Annotated in this window: 18 protein-coding genes and 1 pseudogene; 13 read left to right on the top strand and 6 right to left on the bottom strand. The window is 73.0% G+C overall.

Annotation, left to right across the window (positions count from 1 at the left end):
• Positions 1 to 110: 110 nt before the first annotated feature.
• Entirely contained in the window at positions 111 to 1802 is a 1692-nt protein-coding gene (gene paaN, locus ACF073_RS40385; RefSeq protein ID WP_392076536.1) for a phenylacetic acid degradation protein PaaN, read from the bottom strand.
• Between the two features lie 159 nt (positions 1803 to 1961).
• Here paaN and ACF073_RS40380 point away from each other — a divergent pair, with 159 nt between their 5' ends.
• Together ACF073_RS40380 and ACF073_RS40375 are read left to right on the top strand one after the other, a co-directional pair.
• On the top strand, positions 1962 to 3476 hold the full coding sequence (locus ACF073_RS40380; protein WP_392076535.1) for a 3-hydroxyacyl-CoA dehydrogenase: 1515 nt from the start codon (positions 1962 to 1964) through the stop codon (positions 3474 to 3476).
• Positions 3473 to 4060 carry a TetR/AcrR family transcriptional regulator gene (locus ACF073_RS40375; protein ID WP_392076534.1) on the top strand — a complete coding sequence of 196 codons (588 nt, stop codon included), beginning with the start codon at positions 3473 to 3475 and terminating at the stop codon, positions 4058 to 4060. Before ACF073_RS40380 ends, ACF073_RS40375 begins: the two co-directional genes overlap by 4 nt.
• A 10-nt stretch (positions 4061 to 4070) precedes the next feature.
• Here the strand turns inward: ACF073_RS40375 and ACF073_RS40370 are convergent, their stop codons facing one another.
• Positions 4071 to 4553, bottom strand: a complete 483-nt coding sequence (locus tag ACF073_RS40370) for an Lrp/AsnC family transcriptional regulator (RefSeq protein ID WP_392076533.1) — start codon at positions 4551 to 4553, stop codon at positions 4071 to 4073.
• Positions 4554 to 4743: 190 nt separating this feature from the next.
• Between ACF073_RS40370 and pdhA (ACF073_RS40365) the strand changes: the two genes are divergently transcribed.
• The 7 genes from pdhA (ACF073_RS40365) (at position 4744) to ACF073_RS40335 (ending at position 12746) form a co-directional block, all read left to right on the top strand.
• Positions 4744 to 5913: a pyruvate dehydrogenase (acetyl-transferring) E1 component subunit alpha gene (pdhA, locus tag ACF073_RS40365; RefSeq protein ID WP_392076532.1), complete on the top strand. Its 1170-nt coding sequence runs from the start codon at positions 4744 to 4746 to the stop codon at positions 5911 to 5913.
• Positions 5910 to 6914 (top strand): alpha-ketoacid dehydrogenase subunit beta, encoded by a 1005-nt coding sequence (locus tag ACF073_RS40360; protein ID WP_392076531.1) that lies wholly within the window; start codon positions 5910 to 5912, stop codon positions 6912 to 6914. Before pdhA (ACF073_RS40365) ends, ACF073_RS40360 begins: the two co-directional genes overlap by 4 nt.
• Entirely contained in the window at positions 6914 to 8260 is a 1347-nt protein-coding gene (locus ACF073_RS40355; RefSeq protein WP_392076530.1) for a dihydrolipoamide acetyltransferase family protein, read from the top strand. Before ACF073_RS40360 ends, ACF073_RS40355 begins: the two co-directional genes overlap by 1 nt.
• Before the next feature lie 94 nt (positions 8261 to 8354).
• Complete coding sequence (locus ACF073_RS40350; RefSeq protein WP_392076529.1) at positions 8355 to 9263, top strand: NTP transferase domain-containing protein; 909 nt, start codon at positions 8355 to 8357, stop codon at positions 9261 to 9263.
• Positions 9260 to 10642 (top strand): molybdopterin molybdotransferase MoeA, encoded by a 1383-nt coding sequence (locus ACF073_RS40345; RefSeq protein ID WP_392076528.1) that lies wholly within the window; start codon positions 9260 to 9262, stop codon positions 10640 to 10642. The genes ACF073_RS40350 and ACF073_RS40345 overlap by 4 nt, the downstream gene beginning before the upstream one ends.
• The gene (locus tag ACF073_RS40340) at positions 10630 to 11736 is read left to right on the top strand and encodes a potassium channel family protein (protein WP_392076527.1); all 1107 of its coding nucleotides are present in this window, start codon (positions 10630 to 10632) and stop codon (positions 11734 to 11736) included. Before ACF073_RS40345 ends, ACF073_RS40340 begins: the two co-directional genes overlap by 13 nt.
• Before the next feature lie 29 nt (positions 11737 to 11765).
• Positions 11766 to 12746, top strand: coding sequence for an NAD(P)H-quinone oxidoreductase (locus tag ACF073_RS40335; RefSeq protein ID WP_392076526.1), 981 nt, complete (start codon positions 11766 to 11768; stop codon positions 12744 to 12746).
• Between the two features lie 129 nt (positions 12747 to 12875).
• On the opposite strand, the gene ACF073_RS40330 is transcribed toward ACF073_RS40335, so the two are convergent.
• On the bottom strand, positions 12876 to 13541 hold the full coding sequence (locus ACF073_RS40330; protein WP_392076525.1) for a hypothetical protein: 666 nt from the start codon (positions 13539 to 13541) through the stop codon (positions 12876 to 12878).
• 174 nt (positions 13542 to 13715) lie between these two features.
• Here ACF073_RS40330 and ACF073_RS40325 point away from each other — a divergent pair, with 174 nt between their 5' ends.
• Positions 13716 to 14252, top strand: coding sequence for a bacterial proteasome activator family protein (locus tag ACF073_RS40325; RefSeq protein WP_392076524.1), 537 nt, complete (start codon positions 13716 to 13718; stop codon positions 14250 to 14252).
• 142 nt (positions 14253 to 14394) lie between these two features.
• Here the strand turns inward: ACF073_RS40325 and ACF073_RS40320 are convergent, their stop codons facing one another.
• Positions 14395 to 16038 carry a protein kinase gene (locus tag ACF073_RS40320; protein WP_392076523.1) on the bottom strand — a complete coding sequence of 548 codons (1644 nt, stop codon included), beginning with the start codon at positions 16036 to 16038 and terminating at the stop codon, positions 14395 to 14397.
• A 343-nt stretch (positions 16039 to 16381) separates the two neighbouring features.
• Between ACF073_RS40320 and ACF073_RS40315 the strand changes: the two genes are divergently transcribed.
• A complete protein-coding gene (locus tag ACF073_RS40315; protein ID WP_392076522.1) occupies positions 16382 to 18016 on the top strand; it encodes a protein kinase in 1635 nt (544 codons plus the stop codon).
• 66 nt (positions 18017 to 18082) lie between these two features.
• On the opposite strand, the gene ACF073_RS40310 is transcribed toward ACF073_RS40315, so the two are convergent.
• Together ACF073_RS40310 and ACF073_RS40305 are read right to left on the bottom strand one after the other, a co-directional pair.
• On the bottom strand, positions 18083 to 19099 hold the full coding sequence (locus ACF073_RS40310) for a phosphotransferase (RefSeq protein WP_392076521.1): 1017 nt from the start codon (positions 19097 to 19099) through the stop codon (positions 18083 to 18085).
• A 102-nt stretch (positions 19100 to 19201) separates the two neighbouring features.
• Complete coding sequence (locus ACF073_RS40305; protein WP_392076520.1) at positions 19202 to 19867, bottom strand: response regulator; 666 nt, start codon at positions 19865 to 19867, stop codon at positions 19202 to 19204.
• A gap of 321 nt (positions 19868 to 20188) precedes the next feature.
• Between ACF073_RS40305 and pdhA (ACF073_RS40300) the strand changes: the two genes are divergently transcribed.
• Positions 20189 to 21442, top strand: coding sequence for a pyruvate dehydrogenase (acetyl-transferring) E1 component subunit alpha (gene pdhA / locus ACF073_RS40300; protein WP_392076519.1), 1254 nt, complete (start codon positions 20189 to 20191; stop codon positions 21440 to 21442).
• Position 21443: 1 nt separating this feature from the next.
• Positions 21444 to 21587 (top strand): annotated as a pseudogene (locus tag ACF073_RS40295) (alpha-ketoacid dehydrogenase subunit beta); the annotation flags it as partial.

Genomic DNA, 21587 nt, shown 5'->3' with positions numbered 1-21587 from the left:
AGACGGACCGAACCGGTTCGTCGGGACCGTTCGCCGGCCGGCGGTGGTCCGGCCGGCGGCCGTACGGAGTCGCTCGCCGGGGCAAGTGCCGTGTCCGGCAAGGCGGTCGGCTACGCCTGGCGGCGCACCTCCACCACGCGGAAGCGGTTGGCCACGAACGCCCCGTCGGTGAGGGCCGCGTTCGCCGCCGGGTTGCCGCCCGAGCCGTGGAAGTCGGAGAAGGCCGCCGTCTGGTTGACGTAGACCCCGCCGGTCAGGTTGAGGGAGAGCTGGGCCGACTCCTCCAGGCAGACCTCCTCGACGGCCCGCTCGGTCTCCGCGTCCGTGGTGTACGCGCCGACCGTCATCGCGCCCTTGTCCCGGACCGTGCGGCGCAGCAGCTCCACCGCGTCCGTGACCGAGTCGACCGCGACCGCGAAGGAGACCGGGCCGAAGCACTCGCTCATGTAGGCCGCCTCGTCGTCCGGCTTGGCGCCGTCCAGCTTGACGACGACGGGGGTGCGGACCACCGCGCCCGGGAACTCGGGGTTGCTGATCTCGCGGGAGGCGAGGGCGACCTCGCCGAGACCGGCGGCGGCCTCCAGGCGGGCCTTGACGTCCGGGTTGACGATCGCGCCCAGCAGGGCGTTCGCGCGCGCGTCGTCGCCGAGCAGGCCGTCGACCGCGCGGGCGAGGTCGGCGGTGACCTCGTCGAAGGTCTTGGCGCCCTGGTCGGTGGCGATGCCCTCGCGGGGGATGAGCAGGTTCTGCGGGGTGGTGCACATCTGGCCGCTGTACAGGGACAGCGAGAACGCCAGGTTGGACAGCATGCCCTGGTAGTCGTCCGTGGAGTGCACGATCACGGTGTTGACGCCGGCCTTCTCCGTGTAGACCTGCGCCTGGCCCGCGTTGGCCTCCAGCCAGTCACCGAAGGACGTCGACCCGGTGTAGTCGATGATCCTGATCTCGGGGCGGGTGGCGAGGGTCTTGGCGATGCCCTCGCCGGGCCGCTCGGCGGCCAGGGCCACCAGGTTCGGGTCGAAGCCGCTCGCGGCCAGCACGTCCCGGGCGGCCTGCACGGTCAGCGCGAGCGGCAGCACCGCGCGCGGGTGCGGCTTGACCAGCACCGCGTTGCCGGTGGCCAGGGAGGCGAACAGGCCCGGGTAGCCGTTCCAGGTCGGGAAGGTGTTGCAGCCGATGACCAGGCCGATGCCGCGCGGGACCGGGGTGAACCGCTTGGTGAGGGCCAGCGGGTCGCGCTTGCCCTGCGGCTTGCTCCACTCCGCCGTGCCGGGCGTGCGGACCTGCTCCGCGTACGCGTACGCCACCGCCTCCAGGCCGCGGTCCTGGGCGTGCGGGCCGCCGGCCTGGAAGGCCATCATGAACGCCTGTCCGCTGGTGTGCATGACCGCGTGCGCGAACTCGTGGGTCCGGTCGCTGATCCGCTTGAGGATCTCGAGACAGACCACGGCGCGGACCTCCGGGCCCGCGTCCCGCCAGGCCCGCTGCCCGGCGCGCATGGCCGGGAGCAGCACGTCGACGTCGGCGTGCGGGTACGTCACGCCCAGCTCGACGCCGTACGGCGAGACCTCGCCGCCCACCCAGTCGTCCGTGCCGGGCTGGCCGAGGTCCAGGCGGGTGCCCAGCAGGGCGTCGAAGGCGGCCTTGCCCGCGGCGGCGTCCAGGCTGCCGTTCTCGCCGTAGGCCTTGGGGTGTTCGGGGTGCGGGGACCAGTACGCGCGGGTGCGGATCGCTTCCAGGGCCTGCTCGAGCGTCGGCCGGTGCTTCTCGATCAGCTCGTGGGCGGTCAGTTCGGCGGACATGCGGGACCAACTCCTCGTCTGGGGAACTCTGCGTCGAGTTCCGGACCTGGCGGAAAGAGCAGCGGAACGGAACGGTCAGAGCTAGAGTAACCGAACGATCGGTCGGTTCAAGGGGGTCCGCCGCATCTGTGGAAAACCCCGTGCGGGAGGATCGCGAACATGACAGCACTCGACCTCAGCAGCCCCGTGGCCGTCGTCGGCACCGGCACCATGGGCCAGGGAATCGCCCAGGTCGCGCTGGTCGCCGGCCATCCCGTACGGCTGTACGACGCCGCCGCGGGACGGGCCCGGGACGCGGCCGAAGCGATCGGCGCCCGCCTCGACCGGCTCGTGGCCAAGGACCGCCTCGCCGCGGCCGACCGGGACGCGGCCCGCGCCCGTCTGACCCCCGTGGACAGCCTCGCGGAGCTGGCGGACTGCGGACTCGTCGTGGAGGCCGTCCTGGAGCGGCTCGACGTCAAGCAGCGGCTCTTCGTCGAGCTGGAGGAGATCGTCGCCGAGGACTGCCTGCTCGCCACCAACACCTCCTCGCTGTCGGTGACGGCCGTCGGCGGCGCCCTGCGCCACCCCGGCCGCTTCCTCGGCCTGCACTTCTTCAACCCGGCCCCGCTGCTGCCGCTGGTCGAGGTGGTCTCCGGGTTCGCCACCGACGTCACGTCCGCCACGCGCGCGTACGAGACCGCCCGCGCCTGGGGCAAGACCCCGGTGGCCTGCGCGGACACCCCCGGCTTCATCGTCAACCGCATCGCCCGCCCCTTCTACGCCGAGGCGTTCGCGGTGTACGAGGCACAGGCCGCCGACCCCGCCACCATCGACGCCGTGCTGCGCGAGTGCGGCGGCTTCCGGATGGGCGCGTTCGAGCTGACCGACCTGATCGGCCAGGACGTCAACGAGTCGGTCACCGAGTCGGTGTGGCGGTCCTTCTTCCAGGACGTGCGCTTCACCCCGTCGCTGGCCCAGCGCCGGCTGGTCGAGTCGGGCCGGCTCGGCCGCAAGAGCGGGCAGGGCTGGTACGACCACGCCCCGGACGCCGAACGGCCCGAGCCGCACACCGCCGACAAGGAGCGCCCGCCCGCCCACCTCGTCGCCGAGGGCGACCTGGGCCCCGCCGCCGAGCTGCTCGCGCTGGCCCGCGAGGCGGGCATCCGGGTCCGCGAGGAGGACGAGGAGGGCGGCTCCCGCCTGGTGCTGCCCAGCGGCGGGCACCTGGTCCTCGCCGACGGCCAGACCTCCGCCGAGTTCCGCGACGTCGTCCACTTCGACCTCGCCCTCGACTACCGCGCGGCCACCCGGATCGCCCTGTCCGCCTGCCAGGACACCTCGCCCGCGACCCTCGCCGAGGCGACCGGCCTGTTCCAGGCGCTCGGCAAGGAGGTCAGCGTCATCGGCGACGTCCCGGGCATGATCGTCGCCCGGACGGTCGCCCGCATCATCGACCTCGCCCACGACGCCGTCGCCAAGGGCGTGGCCACGGAGGAGGACATCGACACCGCGATGCGCCTGGGCGTCAACTACCCCCTCGGCCCGTTCGCCTGGGACCGCAGGCTGGGCCGCACGTTCGCCTTCGACATCCTGGACGAGATGCACGAGCGCGACCCGTCCGGACGCTACGCGCCCTCCCTCGCGCTCTACCGCCACGCCTATGCCATCGACAAGCGGGAGGGCGCCGTATGACCACGGCCAAGCGCGACACCTACACCCCCGAGACGCTGCTCTCCGTCGCCGTGCGGGTCTTCAACGAGCGCGGCTACGACGGCACCTCCATGGAGCACCTGTCCAAGGCGGCCGGCATCTCCAAGTCGTCGATCTACCACCACGTCAGCGGCAAGGAGGAGCTGCTGCGCCGGGCCGTCAGCCGCGCCCTGGACGGCCTGTTCGCCATCCTGGACGAGGAGGGCGCGCGCACGGGGCGGTCCGTCGACCGGCTGGAGCACGTGGTGCGCCGCATGGTCGAGGTGCTCATAGCCGAGCTGCCCCATGTGACGCTCCTGCTGCGCGTGCGCGGCAACACCGAGACCGAGCGGTGGGCGCTGGAGCGGCGCCGCGACTTCGACCACCGGGTCGCCGAGCTGCTGAAGGCCGCCGCGGCCGACGGGGACGTGCGCGGCGACGTGGAGGTCCGCCTGGCCACCCGGCTGGTCTTCGGAATGATCAACTCCATCGTGGAGTGGTACCGGCCGGAGTCGCGGGGCGCGAGCGGCCGGGAGGTGGCCGACGCCGTGGTCCGGCTGGTCTTCGCCGGGCTGCGCCAGGGCTGACCGGCCGGCCTCAGCCCTCGGGCTCCAGGTCCTCCTCCTCGAACACCAGCAGCGTGCGGGTGCTGAGCACCTCCGGAATCGCCTGGAGCCGGGTCAGCACCAGCTCGCGCAGCGCCTTGTTGTCGGGCGTGTGCACGAGCAGCAGGACATCGAAGTCGCCGCCCACCAGGGCGATGTGCGAGGCGCCGGGCAGCTGCCTGAGCTGCTCGCGGACCGTGCGCCAGGTGTTCTGGACGATCTTCAGCGTGACGTAGGCGGAGGTGCCGTGGCCCGCCCGCTCGTGGTCCACGCGGGCGCTGAAACCCCGGATCACGCCGTCCTCGACGAGCCGGTTGATGCGCGCGTAGGCGTTGGCCCGCGAGACATGGACGCGATCGGCCACGGACCGTATCGAGGAGCGGCCGTCGGCCTGGAGGATCTTCAGGATGTCCTGATCGATGGCGTCCAGCGGGCGCGGCGGCGGCACGGCACCCTCCCGTGGTCCGTCGGCCATTTGTTCAGGCTCCATGTCCCCCCGCTTCGTCGCCGTGGACGTCCTGCGTTCATTCCAGGCTGTGGAGAACCGTTTGTCCACAGCCTGGACCCGCCTGTAGCCAAAATGTGCCGACGACCGAACAATCGGTTGGTGAGGCGAGTCACAGCCGACGCGCCTCCCGTAGCCACTCCCACGAGGAGGTGCCGTCATGACGGTTCTGGAGCAGCGGGGCGCTTACCGGCCATCGCCGCCGCCCGCCTGGCAGCCCCGTATGGACCCCGCGCCGCTGCTGCCCGACGCCGAGCCGTACCGCGTCCTCGGCACCGACACGGCGGCCAAGTCCGACCCCGACCTGCTCCGCCTGCTCTACGCCCAGCTGGTGCGCGGGCGCCGCTACAACACGCAGGCCACGGCCCTCACCAAGCAGGGCAGGCTCGCCGTCTACCCGTCCAGCACCGGCCAGGAGGCCTGCGAGGTCGCCGCCGCCCTGGCCCTGGAGGAGCGCGACTGGCTCTTCCCGAGCTACCGCGACACGCTCGCCGTGGTCGCCCGGGGCGTGGACCCCGTCGAGGCGCTCACCCTGCTGCGCGGTGACTGGCACACCGGCTACGACCCCTGTGCCCACCGGGTGGCTCCCCTCAGCACCCCGCTGGCCACCCAGCTGCCGCACGCCGTCGGCCTGGCCCACGCGGCCCGCCTCAAGGGCGACGACGTGGTCGCGCTCGCCATGATCGGCGACGGCGGCACCAGCGAGGGCGACTTCCACGAGGCGCTGAACTTCGCCGCCGTCTGGCAGGCCCCGGTCGTCTTCCTGGTGCAGAACAACGGCTTCGCCATCTCCGTCCCGCTCGCCAAGCAGACCGCCGCCCCCTCCCTGGCCCACAAGGCCGTCGGGTACGGAATGCCGGGCCGGCTGGTCGACGGCAACGACGCGGCGGCCGTGCACGAGGTGCTCGGCGACGCCGTACGGCACGCGCGCGCCGGCGGCGGCCCGACCCTGGTGGAGGCGGTGACGTACCGCATCGACGCCCACACCAACGCCGACGACGCCACCCGCTACCGGGCCGAGGCCGAGGTGGCGGCCTGGCGTGCCCACGACCCGATCGAGCTGCTGGAACGCGAACTGACCACGCGGGGGCTGCTGGACGAGGCCGGTATCGAGGCCGCCCGCCAGGACGCCGAGACCATGGCCGCCGACCTGCGGGAACGCATGAACCGGGACCCTGAACTCAACCCCATGGACCTCTTCGACCACGTCTACGCCGAGGCCACCGGGCAGCTGCGCGAGCAGCGCGCCCTGCTGAAGGCCGAGCTGGACGCCGAGCAGGAGCAGCACGGCGAGCACGGGGCCGGCGCACCGGAAGGCGGCACCCGATGACCACCGTGGCCGTGAAGCCCGCCACCATGGCGCAGGCCCTCACGCGCGCGATGCGCGACGCGCTGGCCGCCGATCCCGCCGTGCACGTCATGGGCGAGGACGTCGGCGCCCTCGGCGGCGTCTTCCGGGTCACCGACGGGCTCGCCAAGGAGTTCGGCGAGGACCGCTGCACGGACACCCCGCTCGCCGAGGCCGGCATCCTCGGCACCGCCGTCGGCATGGCGATGTACGGCCTGCGGCCGGTGGTGGAGATGCAGTTCGACGCCTTCGCCTACCCGGCGTTCGAGCAGCTGATCAGCCATGTCTCCCGGATGCGCAACCGCACGCGCGGCAGGATGCCCCTGCCGATCACCGTCCGCGTCCCCTACGGCGGCGGCATCGGCGGCGTCGAGCACCACAGCGACTCCTCCGAGGCCTACTACATGGCGACCCCGGGCCTCCATGTCGTCACACCCGCGACCGTCGCCGACGCCTACGGGCTGCTGCGCCAGGCCATCGCCTCCGACGATCCGGTCGTCTTCCTGGAGCCCAAGCGGCTCTACTGGTCCAAGGACACCTGGGACCCCGAGCACCCCGCCGACGTCGAGCCCATCGGGCGCGCGGTGGTCCGCCGCCCGGGCACCAGCGCCACGCTGATCACCTACGGCCCGTCCGTGCCGGTCTGCCTGGAGGCCGCCGAGGCCGCCCGCGCGGAGGGCTGGGACCTGGAGGTCGTCGACCTGCGCTCCCTGGTGCCGTTCGACGACGAGACGGTCTGCGCGGCGGTCCGGCGCACCGGACGCGCCATCGTCGTCCACGAGTCCACCGGCTTCGGCGGCCCCGGCGGCGAGATCGCGGCCCGGATCACCGAGCGCTGCTTCCACCACCTGGAGGCGCCGGTGCTGCGCGTGGCCGGCTTCGACATCCCGTACCCGCCGCCCATGCTGGAGCGGCACCACCTGCCCGGCGTCGACCGCATCCTGGACGCCGTGGCCCGGCTGCAGTGGGAGGCCGAGGGCTGATGGCTCAGGTGCTGGAGTTCAAGCTGCCCGACCTCGGTGAAGGGCTCACCGAGGCGGAGATCGTCCGCTGGCTCGTCCAGGTCGGCGACGTGGTCGCCGTCGACCAGCCGGTGGTCGAGGTCGAGACGGCCAAGGCGATGGTCGAGGTGCCCTGTCCGTACGGCGGCGTGGTCACCGCCCGCTTCGGCGAGGAGGGCTCCGAACTGCCCGTCGGCGCCCCGCTCCTGACGGTCGCCGTGGGCGAACCCGCGAAGGAGCCGGAGGGCTCGGGCAACGTCCTGGTGGGCTACGGCACCCAGGCCCCGGCGGCCCGCAGGCGCCGGGTCCGGACGGGCACGACGGTCGCCAACGGGACGGCGCGGCAGCCCGGCACCGCAGCGGCGGCGCCCCGCGCGCCCCTGCCCGTACCGGCCGCACCGCCCACCACGCCCCAGCCCGCCCCCGCCGCCCTCGTGGGACCGGTCCCGGTGATCTCCCCGCTCGTGCGCAGGCTCGCCCGCGACCACGAGGTGGACCTGCGGCAGCTGACCGGCTCGGGGCCGGACGGGCTCATCCTGCGCGCGGACGTCGAGGCCGCGCTGCGGGCCGGCGCCCCGCCGGTCCGCCCGGCGGCGGAACCGGCCGTGCCCGCCCCCGTGGCGGCGCCCCGCGGCGAGGGCGAGGTCCGCATCCCGCTCAAGGGCGTGCGCGGTGCCGTCGCCGACAAGCTCTCCCGCAGCCGCCGCGAGATCCCCGACGCGACCTGCTGGGTCGACGCCGACGCGACCGAACTCCTGCGCGCACGGGCCGCGATGAACGCGTCCGGAGGGCCGAAGATCTCCCTCCTCGCGCTCCTCGCCCGGATCTGCACGGCCGCCCTGGCCCGCTTCCCCGAGCTGAACTCCTACGTCGACACCGAGGCCCGCGAGGTCGTCCAGCTCCCCCAGGTCCACCTCGGGTTCGCCGCCCAGACCGAACGCGGCCTGGTCGTGCCGGTCGTCCGGGACGCCCACACCCGCGACGCCGAGTCCCTGACCGCCGAGTTCGCCCGGCTCACCGAGGCCGCGCGCACCGGAACGCTCACGCCCGGGGACCTCACCGGCGGGACCTTCACGCTGAACAACTACGGCGTCTTCGGCGTGGACGGCTCCACCCCGATCGTCAACCACCCCGAGGCGGCCATGCTCGGCGTCGGCCGCATCATCCCCAAACCCTGGGTGCACGAGGGCGAGCTGGCCGTCCGCCAGGTCGTCCAGCTCTCGCTCACCTTCGACCACCGGGTGTGCGACGGCGGCACCGCGGGCGGCTTCCTGCGGTACGCGGCCGACTGCGTGGAACAGCCGGCGGTGCTGCTGCGCACCCTGTGAGCGCGGCGCGCGTGCCGGGCGGGACAGCACGGCGCCGCGAGCGTCCGAGGCGGGCCGGGTTCGGCGGGCGGGCCCGGCAGGACATACTCGGAGGGTGACCGACACCGCCCCCGCCGCACCCGCGACACCCGCCGTGTACGACGCCGTCGTGCTGGCGGGCGGCGCCGCCCGGCGGCTCGGCGGGGCCGACAAGCCCGGGGTCCGGATCGGGGGCCGCACGCTGCTCGACCGGACGCTCGCGGCCTGCGCGGACGCCCGGACGACCGTCGTCGTGGCCGCGCCCCGGCCCACCGCGCGCCCGGTGCGCTGGGCGCGCGAGGAGCCGCCCGGCGGCGGGCCGGTCGCCGCGCTGGAGGCCGGCCTGCGGCTCACCACCGCCGGGCACACCGTGGTCCTCTCCGCCGACCTGCCCTTCCTCGGACAGGACACGCTCCGGCGCCTGCTGACCGCCGTTCAGGACACCGGCGCCGACGGAGCGCTGCTCACCGATGCCGACGGCCGCGACCAGCCGCTGGTGGCCGCCTACCGCACCGCGGCCCTGCGCCGTGAGCTGACCGCCCTCGCCACGGCGCACGGCGCCCTCGCCGGGCTGCCCCTGCGCCGGCTGACCGGCGCCCTCCGCCTCACCCGCGTCCCGGATCCGCTCGCCTCCTTCGACTGCGACACCTGGGACGACATCGCCGACGCCAGGGCACGGATCAGGGAGCATGGGCACGTGTTGGATGAATGGATCTCCGCAGTCAAGGACGAACTGGGCATCGACCTGGACGTCGACACCCGAGGACTGCTCGACCTGGCCCGCGACGCCGCGCACGGCGTGGCCCGCCCCGCCGCCCCGCTGACCACCTTCCTCGTCGGCTACGCGGCGGCGCGGGGCGACGGCGGCCCCGAGGCGGTCGCCGAGGCCGCCCGCAAGGCCGCCGCCCTGGCCCTGCGCTGGCAGGAGGAGAGCGGCGGCCAGGACGGCGAGAGCGGGGGCCCGAGCGCCCAGGACGCCGGATGACCGCCCCCGGCACCCGCGCCGACGCGCCCGCCGAGGACACCGACGACCTCGATGTCGAGGAGGCCCTGGCCCTGGTGAGGGAAGCCCACCGCGAAGCCCGGGACGAGGGCGCGGACGACGGCACCGGCCGCCCGGTGCCGGCTCCCCAGACGCCGGGCGGGCATCCCGGCGAGCGGCACCGGGCCACCCCCTGGTCCCGCGCCCGTGAGATCGCCGCCCGCGCCGCGCGCTCGGGAAATCGCCCCGCACCCGTCTCCGTACCGCTCGCCGGTGCCCTCGGACTGGCCCTGGCCGCGCCCCTCGACGCGCTCACCGACCTGCCCTCCTTCGACACCTCCGCGATGGACGGCTGGGCGGTCGCCGGGCCCGGCCCCTGGCAGGTGCGGGAAGAAGGGGTGCTCGCCGGACACGCGCAGCCCGAGCCGCTCACCGACGGCCAGGCGGTCCGGATCGCCACAGGTGCCCGCGTCCCCGCCGACACCACCGCCGTGCTGCGCACCGAGCACGGCCGGACCGACGCCCAGGGCCGCCTGCACACCACCCGCGAGATGCTCCACGGCCAGGACATCCGCCCCCGCGCCCAGGAGTGCCGCAGCGGCGACCAGCTGCTGCCCCTCGGCACCCTGGTCACCCCCGCCGTACTGGGCCTCGCCGCGGCGGCCGGCTACGACACGGTCACCGTCGTCCCCCGCCCCCGCGTCGAAGTCCTCGTCCTCGGCGACGAGTTGCTGACCGAGGGGCAGCCGCACGACGGGCTGATCCGGGACGCGCTCGGCCCCATGCTGCCGCCCTGGCTGCGCGCGCTCGGCGCCGAGGTCACCGCCGTACGCCGGATCGGCGACGACGCCGAGGCGCTCCGCAAGGCCGTCACCGGCTCCGACGCCGACCTGATCGTCACCACGGGCGGCACCGCTTCCGGACCGGTCGACCACGTCCACCCCGTCCTGGAGCAGATCGGCGCCGAGCTGCTCGTCGACGGCGTCAAGGTGCGCCCCGGCCACCCCATGCTGCTGGCCCGCGTCAAGGACCGCCAGCACCTCGTCGGCCTGCCGGGCAACCCCCTCGCGGCCGTCTCCGGTCTGCTCACCCTCGCCGAACCGCTGCTGCGCACCCTCGCCGCCCACCCCGCCCCCGAGCCGTACGCGATGCCGCTCAAGGAGGCGGTGCAGGGGCACCCGTACGACACCCGGCTCGTCCCTGTGGTGCTGCGCGGTGACCATGCCGTGCCGCTGCACTACAACGGCCCGGCCATGCTCCGCGGTATCGCCACCGCCGACGCCCTGGCCGTCGTACCGCCGAGCGGGGCCCGGCCGGGTGAGGAGGCCGAGCTGCTGGACCTGCCGTGGGCGGCGGCCGGGATCGGGGTGTGTTTCACGTGAAACTTCCGGGCCATGACGCCATCGCCCGCCACGCGGGCGAACACCTGGTAACCCATCGGGTGGAACTTCCGCGCAAAGTGGTGGACCGCCCGATCCTCCAGGTCGCGAAACGGCTGGTCATGGCCCTGGTGGTGCTCGTCGCCACGGCGTTCGTCGTCTACGCCGACCGCGACGGCTACCACGACAACGCCGACGGCACCGTCGATCTCCTCGACGCGTTCTACTACGCGACGGTCACCCTCTCCACCACCGGGTACGGCGACATCACCCCGGTCAGCGACGCCGCCCGGCTCACCAACATCTTCGTCATCACGCCGCTGCGCGTGCTGTTCCTGATCATCCTGGTCGGCACCACCCTGGAAGTCCTCACCGAGCGCACCCGTGAGGAGTGGCGCCTGAACCGCTGGAGGTCCGCCTTGCGCGATCACACCGTCGTCGTCGGCTTCGGCACGAAGGGCCGGTCCGCCATCCAGACCGTCTGCGCCACCGGGCTGAAGAAGGAGCAGGTGGTCGTGGTCGACCCCAGCTCCAAGGTGATCGACGCGGCCAACGCCGACGGCTACGCGGGCGTCATAGGCGATGCCACCCGCAGCGAGGTCCTGAAGCGGGCCGAGGTGCACAAGGCCCGGCAGATCATCGTCGCCCCGCAGCGCGACGACACCGCCGTCCTCGTCACGCTCACGGCCCGCCAGCTCAACCGCGGCGCGAAGATCGTGGTGGCGGTGCGCGAGGAGGAGAACGTCCCGCTGCTCAAGCAGTCCGGGGCCGACGCGGTCATCACCAGCTCCGGCGCGGCCGGCCGGCTGCTCGGCCTCTCGGTGCTCAGCCCCGCCGCCGGCATGGTGATGGAGGACCTCATCCAGCAGGGCAGCGGCCTCGATCTCGTCGAACGGCCGGTGGTCCGCCGCGAGGTGGGCAAGGCACCGCGCGAGACGGACGACCTCGTGGTGAGCGTCCTGCGCGGCCACCGGGTGCTCGGTTACGACGATCCGTCCGTCGGCACCCTCCAGCTGACGGACCGGCTGATCACCATCGTCCGCGCCACCCCCCGCGCCCAGGTCACCCCGGACACCCGCACCCTCCCGCACGGGTGACGGCACCGGCGGGGAGTAGCGTCACCGGCATGCATGCGATCACGATTCCCGAACCTGGTGGTCCCGAGGCGCTGGTGTGGGGCGAGGTCCCCGATCCGGTACCCGGCGAGGGTGAAGTGCTGGTCGACGTGGTGGCCAGCGCCGTCAACCGTGCCGATGTCCTGCAGCGCCAGGGCTTCTACAACCCCCCGCCCGGCGCCTCCCCCTACCCCGGCCTGGAGTGCTCCGGCCGGATCGCCGCGCTCGGCCCCGGCGTCGCCGGCTGGGCCGTCGGCGACGAGGTGTGCGCCCTGCTCGCGGGCGGCGGGTACGCCGAGAAGGTCGCCGTACCCGCCGGGCAGCTGCTGCCCGTGCCCGAGGGCGTCGACCTGAGGCAGGCGGCGGCGCTGCCCGAGGTGGCCTGCACGGTCTGGTCCAACGTGTTCATGATCGCCCACCTGCGGCCCGGCGAGACGCTGCTGGTGCACGGCGGCTCCAGCGGCATCGGCACCATGGCGATCCAGCTGGCCAAGGCCGTCGGAGCCAGGGTCGCGGTGACCGCGGGGACGAAGGAGAAGCTGGACCGCTGCGCCGAGCTGGGCGCGGACGTGCTCATCAACTATCGCGAGCAGGACTTCGTCGCCGAGATCAGGCAGGCCACGGACGGCGCGGGCGCCGATGTCATCCTCGACAACATGGGGGCCGCGTATCTGGACCGCAATGTCCAGGCCCTCGCCGTCAACGGCCGCCTCGCGATCATCGGCATGCAGGGCGGGGTGAAGGGCGAGCTGAACATCGGCGCGCTGCTGAGCAAGCGGGGCGCGATCACCGCGACCTCGCTGCGCGCGCGTCCGCTGGAGGAGAAGGCGGCCGTCGTCGCCGCCGTGCGCGAGCACGTGTGGCCGCTGTTCGCCGCCGGGCATGTGCGGCCGGTCGTGGACCGTGAGCTGCCGATGCCGCAGGCGAGCGAGGCGCACCGGCTGCTGGAGGAGAGCGGGCACGTCGGCAAGGTGCTGCTGGTGACGCCGTAGCGGCGGATCGTGCCGGGCGTGCCGGTCGCGCTGGTCGTCGGGGGAGGCCGGTGCCGGTGGTGTGCCGGTTCCTGCGGGCGGTCTCTGCGGTCGGTCCCTGTGGTCGGTCCCTGTGGTCGGTTCCTGCGGTCAGTTCCTGCGCAGTCGCAGGCCGAGGAGGGCCAGGCCGAGGCCCAGGCCTATGAGAACGAGGCCGCTGCCCAGCGGGAGGATCTGCAGGACCGGCTCGGTGGGCTCCTCGCCCTGCTGGGCCGCCTGCTGGGCGGTGGGCTGCGGCGGAGGCGCCGCGGAGTCCAGGCCGTCCTGCCCGGGCGGCTCGGAGGCGCCCGGCACGACCGTCGTCTCCGGCTCGGCGGGCTGCGCGGCCGGGGTGGCCGGAGCCGGGTCGTCGTCGCCCTCCACCTGGGCGACGGCCCCGTCCCGGCGGCCCGGCCGCAGCCGCCCCTCACCGGCCCGGCTGCCCGCGCGCGACGGCTCGGCGGAGACGACGGCGAGCGGCTGATAGGGGTGGACCGACGCCGAGGCGGAGTCGGACGGTATGGGAACGGCGGCGGGCGGGTCCTGCGCCGCCGGATCGGCGGGCGCGGCGGACGTCTGCTCCGGGCTCGCGTCGGCCGCGGGGCGGGGCCGCTGCTCCCCGTACTCCGGCGGGGCCGGGCGTACGGAGCCCGGCTCGGCGGTGTACGGGGGCGTGCTGCCGTAGGCGATGGCGGCGCCGTACACGGGCAGGGCCGCCGCCATGAGGACGACCAGTGGCCGCAGGCAGCGGACCGTGCGGCGCAGGCATGGAGTCACGGCGGTGACCTCCCGGAGCCCAGGTGTCGTGACCGATGGATGACCAACGGGAACAAGCCTCACATTCAATGCCAAAGACAGCATTCCGGATTGCTCCGTAGGGCCTAAACGGTGGATCACCCGCACAAGGGGGCACCACGGTGATGAGGTGGTGGCGTGCGAGAGAATGGCGGCATGGAGATGCCGAGGAACGAACGGTCGACGGAGAACCCCCAGATCCTCGTCGTGGGTCAGGACGGGATGGCGCTCGGCGGCGGGGACCAGGACCCCCGGGAGATCCCGGTGACCGAACAGGTGGAACAGCCGGCCAAGGTCATGCGGATCGGCAGCATGATCAAGCAGCTCCTCGAGGAGGTGCGCGCGGCTCCTCTCGACGAGGCCAGCCGGGTGCGGCTGAAGGAGATCCACGCCAGCTCGGTGAAGGAGCTGGAGGACGGTCTGGCCCCCGAACTGGTCGAGGAACTGGAACGGCTCTCGCTGCCGTTCACCGACGAAGCCACCCCGAGCGACGCGGAACTGCGGATCGCCCAGGCACAGTTGGTCGGCTGGCTGGAGGGGCTCTTCCACGGGATCCAGACGACGCTGTTCGCCCAGCAGATGGCCGCGCGGGCCCAGCTGGAGCAGATGCGCCGAGCCCTGCCGCCGGGCGTGTCCGGCCACGAGGGCGACGAGCCCCACCCGGGCGCCCGCTCCGGCGGCCCGTACCTGTAGGCCGGACCGCCCCGGGCCCGCCCGCACCCCGGGCGGCCCGCCCCCACCCGTCCACGACACACGAAGGGCCCGGCGGAGAACCGCCGGGCCCGACTCGTGCGCGGACCGCCGGGACCGGCCCCGGTCTACGCCCTGCCGCGCGTCACTGCGGGGGATTGCCCGTCGAGACGCTCAGCTCGATGGTGCCCACGTCGTCCTGGTCGACATCGGTGTCCTGGCTGGGGAACTGGTTCATGACCGTCCCGTCGCCCCAGGTGTTGTCGTCCACGTGCTTGATGTCCCACTTCCAGCCCGCGGCCTGGAGGCACTTCTTCACGGAGCCGATGTCCTTGTACCGGAAGTCGGGCAGCCTGATCTTGTCCGGGTCGGAGTACGACTCCTGCGGGTCGGTGCACTTGGCCTTGTCCATCGCGCGACTGGCGTCCGGCCCGCGGTAGCCCGCCCGGTGGGACGCGGAGGCCGAGGTGCTGGAACCGCCGTCCTTGCCCTCCAGGTCGTCACCGGCGTTCTTCAGCGTCACCGCGACGATCACGCCGACGACCACGATGGCTGCCACCGCGGCGGAGGCGATGACCGCGGGCCGCTTCTTCCGGCCGCCGGCCTGCTGCCCGCCCTGCTGCGGCGAGATCGCGTACGGCGGCGGGGTCTGCGGGGCGGTCTGCGGGCCGTAGCCCACCGGAGGGGGCGTCTGGTAGCCGCCCTGCTGCGGGTAGCCGTAGGCCGGGGGCGTCGGCTGGCCGTACGGGTTCGGCGTCGGGGCCGGAGTGTGCTGCGGCTGGTACGGCGTCTGCACCTGACCGTGCGGTGCCGGGGCCGTCCGGTCGACCGGCGGGAACACCGCGGAGCTCACGCCCGAGCCGCTCTGCGTCGGCCCGGCGCCGGGCACGATGCTCGGCGCGGCGGCCTGCAAGGAGGCCGCGACACGCAGGCACTCGTCCCGCATGGACTCGGCCGTCGGGAAACGCTCGTTCGGGTTCTTCTTCAGCGCGCGGGCGACCAGCGCGTCCACCGCGGGCGGCAGCGCCCGGTTGATCGAGGAGGGCGCCACCGGCTCCTCCTGCACATGCGCGTACGCGATCGCGAGCGGTGAGTCGGCGTCGAACGGCAGCCGCCCCGTGACCAGCTGGAACAGCATGATGCCGACCGAGTACAGATCGGAGCGGGCGTCCACGGCGCGGCCGAGGGCCTGCTCGGGGGAGAGGTACTGCGGGGTGCCGACGACCATGCCGGTCTGCGTCATCGAGGTGACGCCGGACTGCATGGCGCGGGCGATGCCGAAGTCCATCACCTTGACCACGCCGCGCTTGGTCGTCATCACGTTGCCCGGCTTGATGTCGCGGTGGACCAGCCCCATCTCGTGGCTGATCTCCAGGGCCGCGAGCACATCGGCGGTGACCTTCAGCGCCTTGTCGGCGGGCATCGCGCCGTACTGCCGGATGTCCGCCTCCAGGACCGAGCCCAGCGGCTTGCCCTCGACGTACTCCATGACGATGTACGGCGTCGCCATGTCGTTCAGCACGTCCTCGCCGGTGTCGAAGACGGAGACGATGTTGGTGTGCGTGAGCTTGGCCACGGCCTGCGCCTCACGGCGGAAGCGCTCGCGGAACGCCTGTTCGCGGCCGAGTTCGGTGTGCAGCGTCTTGATCGCGACCTGGCGGTCGAGCACCGCGTCGTACGCCAGGTGCACCGAGGCCATGCCGCCCTCGCCCAGCAAGTCGCGCAGCTGGTAGCGGCCCTGGGCCAGCGCCTGCCCCGCATACCGGCCGTGTGCGCCGTCCTGGCTCATCTCTCCGCGTCCCCCACTGGCCGTCCGGCGCCGTCATCCAGCGAACAGGCCTTGATCGAATGTGTCATTCCCGGCCAAGTCTGCCCGAGGGCACTGACACGTCAAGCGCGGTGCCCGTTCCGTGACCGTACGCGCAAGAAGCGTCGCGCAAGCGTTACAGGGGGCGTACGACCAGCACACGGAATTTGCACGACAGCGCGTGCTACGGGTTTCATGGCCGGTCCGTCCCCGGTCGGTCCCGGTTCTCGTTCCGGACCGGCCGCCCCCATGGAGGCTGTAGCGTGGCCGACGGAGACCGTGACAACACCGCGCGCACCGCGGGCAGAAACGACGGCGAGGACTGATGGCACAGACGCAGCGCTCTCAGGGCCCGTCCGACCCCGAGGCGACTGGCGGCGGCATGTCGGACGCGCCGGAGATGTGGGGCAACGGAGGGCTCGTCGGCGACGGCCGCTACCGGCTCACGCACCGGCTGGGCCGGGGCGGTATGGCCGAGGTGTTCGCGGCCGAGGACGTCCGCCTGGGCCGCACGGTCGCGGTCAAGCTGCTCCGCGCGGACCTGGCCGAGGACCCGGTCTCCAAGGCCCGGTTCACCCGCGAGGCACAGTCCGTCGCGGGCCTCAACCACCACGCGATCGTCGCCGTGTACGACTCCGGCGAGGACGTGGTGGGCGGCCAGTCCGTGCCGTACATCGTGATGGAGCTGGTCGAGGGCCGCACCATCCGCGACCTGCTGCTGAACGCCGAGGCGCCGGGTCCCGAGCAGGCCCTGATCATCGTCTCCGGTGTGCTGGAGGCGCTCGCCTACTCGCATCAGCACGGCATCGTCCACCGTGACATCAAGCCGGCGAATGTCATCATCACCCACAGCGGCGCCGTCAAGGTGATGGACTTCGGCATCGCCCGCGCCCTGCACGGCGCGTCCACGACGATGACGCAGACCGGCATGGTCATGGGCACCCCGCAGTACCTCTCCCCGGAGCAGGCGCTCGGCAAGGCCGTCGACCACCGCTCCGACCTGTACGCGACCGGCTGCCTGCTCTACGAACTCCTCGCGCTGCGGCCCCCGTTCACCGGTGAGACCCCGCTCTCGGTGGTCTACCAGCACGTCCAGGACATCCCGACCCCGCCCTCCGCGCACTCCGACGGCTGCCCGCCGGAGCTGGACGGCCTCGTCATGCGCTCGCTCGCCAAGGAACCGGACGACCGGTTCCAGACGGCCGAGGAGATGCGCGGCATGGTCCAGTACGGCCTGCAGATGCTGTACGACCAGGGCGGCCACACCGGCACCTGGAACACCGGCCCGGTGGGGACGCACGACGGCCGCTCCGCCGCCGCGGGCGGCTTCGCGGGCACGACCGCGATGCAGCACCCCGGCGATTTCGGCCACGGCACCACCCAGATCCCGCAGCCGATCCTGCCCACGGGCTACGGCAACGGCGACGACGGCGGCTTCGAGGGCCACGGCAACAAGGGCAGCGGACGCGGCAAGCTCTGGATCCTCGCCGTCCTCGCGGTCATCGCGATCACGGCGGGCGTCGCGCTGGCGCTGAAGGGCACGGGCGGCAACGGCGGCGGCAGCGGCACCGACACCAAGCCGACGTCGACCCACTCCAAGGACACCAAGGACAAGAAGCCCTCCGAGACCCCGTCCGACAAGGACACCGACGCGCCCTCGGACCCCTCCACGGACACCGGCACCGGCACGGGCAGCGGCTCCGACTGGCCGCCGGCCAACACGCCGTCGTACACCCCGTCGCACTCGGCCAGCACCACCCCGAGCGAGGAGCCGTCGGACCCGGAGACCCCTCCCTCGGAGTCCTCGGACCCGACGGACGGCGGCACGGACGGCGGGACCACCGACGGCAGCACGGACGGCGGCACCGCCGACGGCGGCACCACGGACGGGACCACGGCGGACGGCGGCACCGCCGAGGGCGCCACGACGGACGGCGGCGTGGGCGACACCGCCGGTTGAAGCGCACCACCGGTGCCCGGGACGGCGGCTCCCTGAGCTGACGGCGTCCCGGACCGGCCGCCCGGCTCACCGCACGAACGCGTCGCACACCGCGTCGTACTCGCGCGTCCACCACACCACGAGCGCCGACGACGCCGGGAACTGGCAGTCCGCGCGCGTGTCACCGCGCTCGTAGTGCCAGCGCAGCATCCAGAAGTCGTTCAGCCGCTCCCACCACACCCGGTGCACGGCCGCCGCCAGTTCCGAGGGCGTGGCCCCGGCCGCGCGCCGGTACGTGCGCGCGTAGGCGCGCACCTTCGGCAGGTCCAGCGTCCCCCCGGGCCGCACGAAGAAGATCACGGCGGCGCGTACGGCCTCCTCCGCGCGCGGCTGCACACCGAGCCGGTCCCAGTCCACGATGGCGGCCGGGGCGTCGTCCTTGTAGAGCAGGTTGAACGGGTGGAAGTCGCCGTGCACCCAGCCCACCGAGCCGCCGCGCGGCGGGCGCCGGTCCGTGTGCTGCTCCAGGAGCGCGCGGCGCTCCAGCAGCCGGTGCCGGGCGAGTTCGTCGAAGGCGTCGGCGGGGCGGTGCCGCCGCACCTGGGCGAGCAGGTCGTCGATGAGGGCGAAGGTGTCGGCCGGGTCGGCGCTCTCCACGGGGTGCGGGCTCGTCGCCGGGCGCGTGCGCCCCTTGGGGGGCATCACGCGCTCCAGACAGGCGTGCACGGCGCCCAGCAGCGCCCCCAGGCGCGCGCTCTCCCCGCGGGTGAGCTGGCCGCCGTGGCGGTGCCTGCCGTCGATCCAGGGGTGCAGGGCGTAGGCGTGGCCGCCGACCACGGCGACCGTGCGGCCCCCGCGGTGCGCGAGCGGCGGGGCGACGGGCACGCCGAGGTCGGCGAGGCGCTGGGTGGCCCGGTGCCGGCGCTCGATGGCGGCCGGGTCGGCGGTGTCCGGGTCGAAATGGTGTTTGAGGAAATAGCGGCCGCGGGTGGTGCACAGCCGGTAGCCGCGGTTGAGCAGGCCCTGGTCCACCGGCTCACAGGTGAGGGCGGTACCCGCGGCGTACAGGCGCAGCAGGGCGCCCAGAGGGGGCGCATGGGGCATGAGGGGTGGTACACATGAGCGCGGCACGCGGCAGATGCTAGGGCAAGCACAGGCCCTGTGAGCTGGGGGTTGTCACAGGCAGTCGCCGATGGTCGCTTTCGGTCATGACGTGGGCTTTTCCGCCTGCATGCGGGCGACATATGCAGCCGCCTGGGAGCGCCGTTGCATGCCGAGTTTCGACAGCAGCCCCGAGACGTAATTCTTGATCGTTTTTTCGGCCAGATGCAGCCGTTCTCCGATCTGGCGATTGGTCAATCCCTCGCCGATCAGTTCGAGAATTTTACGTTCTTGTTCGGTGAGCCGCGCCAGCTTTTCATCGGTGTGCGCGGCGCCGCCGTCGCGCAGGCGTTCCAGCACGCGCGCGGTGGCGACCGGATCCAGCAGGGATTTCCCGGCGGCGACATCCCGGACCGCCCGGAGCAGCTCATTGCCGCGGATCGCCTTCAGGACATAACCGGAGGCCCCCGCCATGATCGCGTCGAACAGGGCCTCGTCGTCGGCGAACGAGGTCAGCATCAGGCACCGTACGGACCGGTCCGCCGAGCGGATCTCCCGGCACACCTCGACGCCGCTGCCGTCCGGCAGCCGCACGTCCAGCACCGCCACGTCGGGCCGGGTGGCCAGAATCCGTACGACGGCGTCCGCCGCCGTACCGGCCTCGCCGACCACCTCGATGTCCGGCTCGACGGACAGCATCTCGTGGACACCGCGGCGGACGACCTCGTGGTCATCGAGTAGAAAAACCCTGATTTTTCCGTCTTCGCGCACGAGGTAAGTCTCACATGGAACTCTTCCCGTGACCTGGGTGGGCGGGATAACGTGCGGTTGCTCCGGACTGCCGCAAGGCTGTGACCAGCACGCTTTCCCATCGTCTCGATTTACTTGGAAATCCAAGCAAAATCGCAGGTCAAACGGGGTTTCACAGAAATGTGAAGCACTGGGTAACGTGATGGTTGCAGGGCGCTCGCCGGGGCACCTGTCACGCCTGTTCCCGGCCGAGTGGCACCCACCCCGTGCCCGGTGGTCGAAACAGGTGAGCCGCACTGGCCTACCGGCAACCCCGGGGGCCGGAACGACGGAGGAGCACACGTGACCGTGGAGAGCAGTGCCGCGCGCAAGCCGCGACGCACCGCCGCAGGCAAGGCCGACACCACCGGCGGCGCCACCGGCGGCAAGACCGGCACGGCCGGCGCCAAGACCGGTGCCACCGGCGCCAAGCGCACCACCCGCACCACCCGCACCACCGCGAAGAAGAGCGCCGAACCCGAACTCGTGCAGCTCCTGACGCCGGAGGGCAAGCGGGTCAAGAACGCCGAGTACGACGGCTACGTCGCCGGCATCACCCCCGAGGAACTGCGCGGCCTGTACCGCGACATGGTGCTCACCCGCCGCTTCGACGCCGAGGCCACCGCCCTGCAGCGCCAGGGCGAACTGGGTCTGTGGGCCTCCCTGCTGGGCCAGGAGGCCGCCCAGATCGGCTCCGGCCGGGCCACCCGCGAGGACGACTACGTCTTCCCGACCTACCGCGAGCACGGCGTCGCCTGGTGCCGCGGCGTCGACCCGACCAACCTGCTCGGCATGTTCCGCGGCGTGAACAACGGCGGCTGGGACCCGAACAGCAACAACTTCCACCTGTACACGATCGTCATCGGCTCCCAGGCCCTGCACGCCACCGGCTACGCGATGGGCGTGGCCAAGGACGGCGCGGACTCGGCGGTCATCGCCTACTTCGGCGACGGCGCCTCCAGCCAGGGCGATGTGGCGGAATCGTTCACCTTCTCCGCGGTCTACAACGCCCCGGTGGTGTTCTTCTGCCAGAACAACCAGTGGGCGATCTCCGAGCCCACCGAGAAGCAGACCCGCGTCCCGCTCTACCAGCGCGCCCAGGGCTACGGCTTCCCCGGCGTCCGCGTCGACGGCAACGACGTACTGGCCTGCCTCGCGGTCACCAAGTCGGCGCTGGAGCGCGCCCGCAACGGCGAGGGCCCGACCCTGATCGAGGCGTTCACCTACCGGATGGGCGCCCACACCACCTCCGACGACCCCTCCCGCTACCGCGGCGACGAGGAGCGGCTCGCCTGGGAGGCGAAGGACCCGATCCTGCGCCTCCGCCGGTACCTGGAGGCCTCGAACCACGCGGACGAGGGATTCTTCGCGGAACTCGAGACCGAGTCCGAGACGTTGGGCAGGCGAGTGCGCGAAGCGGTCCGCGCCATGCCCGACCCGGACCACTTCGCCATCTTCGAGAACGTGTACGCGGACGGGCACGCGCTCGTCGACGAGGAGCGCGCCCAGTTCGCCGCCTACCAGGCGTCGTTCGCCGATGCTGAAGGGGGTCACTGAGATGGCCGAGAAGATGGCGATGGCGAAGGCCATCAACGAGTCGTTGCGGCGTGCTCTGGATGCCGATCCCAAGGTTTTGGTGATGGGTGAGGACGTCGGGAAGCTCGGTGGTGTGTTCCGGGTGACGGACGGTCTGCAGAAGGAT

It is taken from the genome of Streptomyces sp. NPDC015171, assembly GCF_043079545.1.
Taxonomy (GTDB): domain Bacteria; phylum Actinomycetota; class Actinomycetes; order Streptomycetales; family Streptomycetaceae; genus Streptomyces.
The sequence above is the reverse complement of the archived record's forward strand: the minus strand, read 5'-3'. Positions and strand labels throughout refer to the sequence as shown.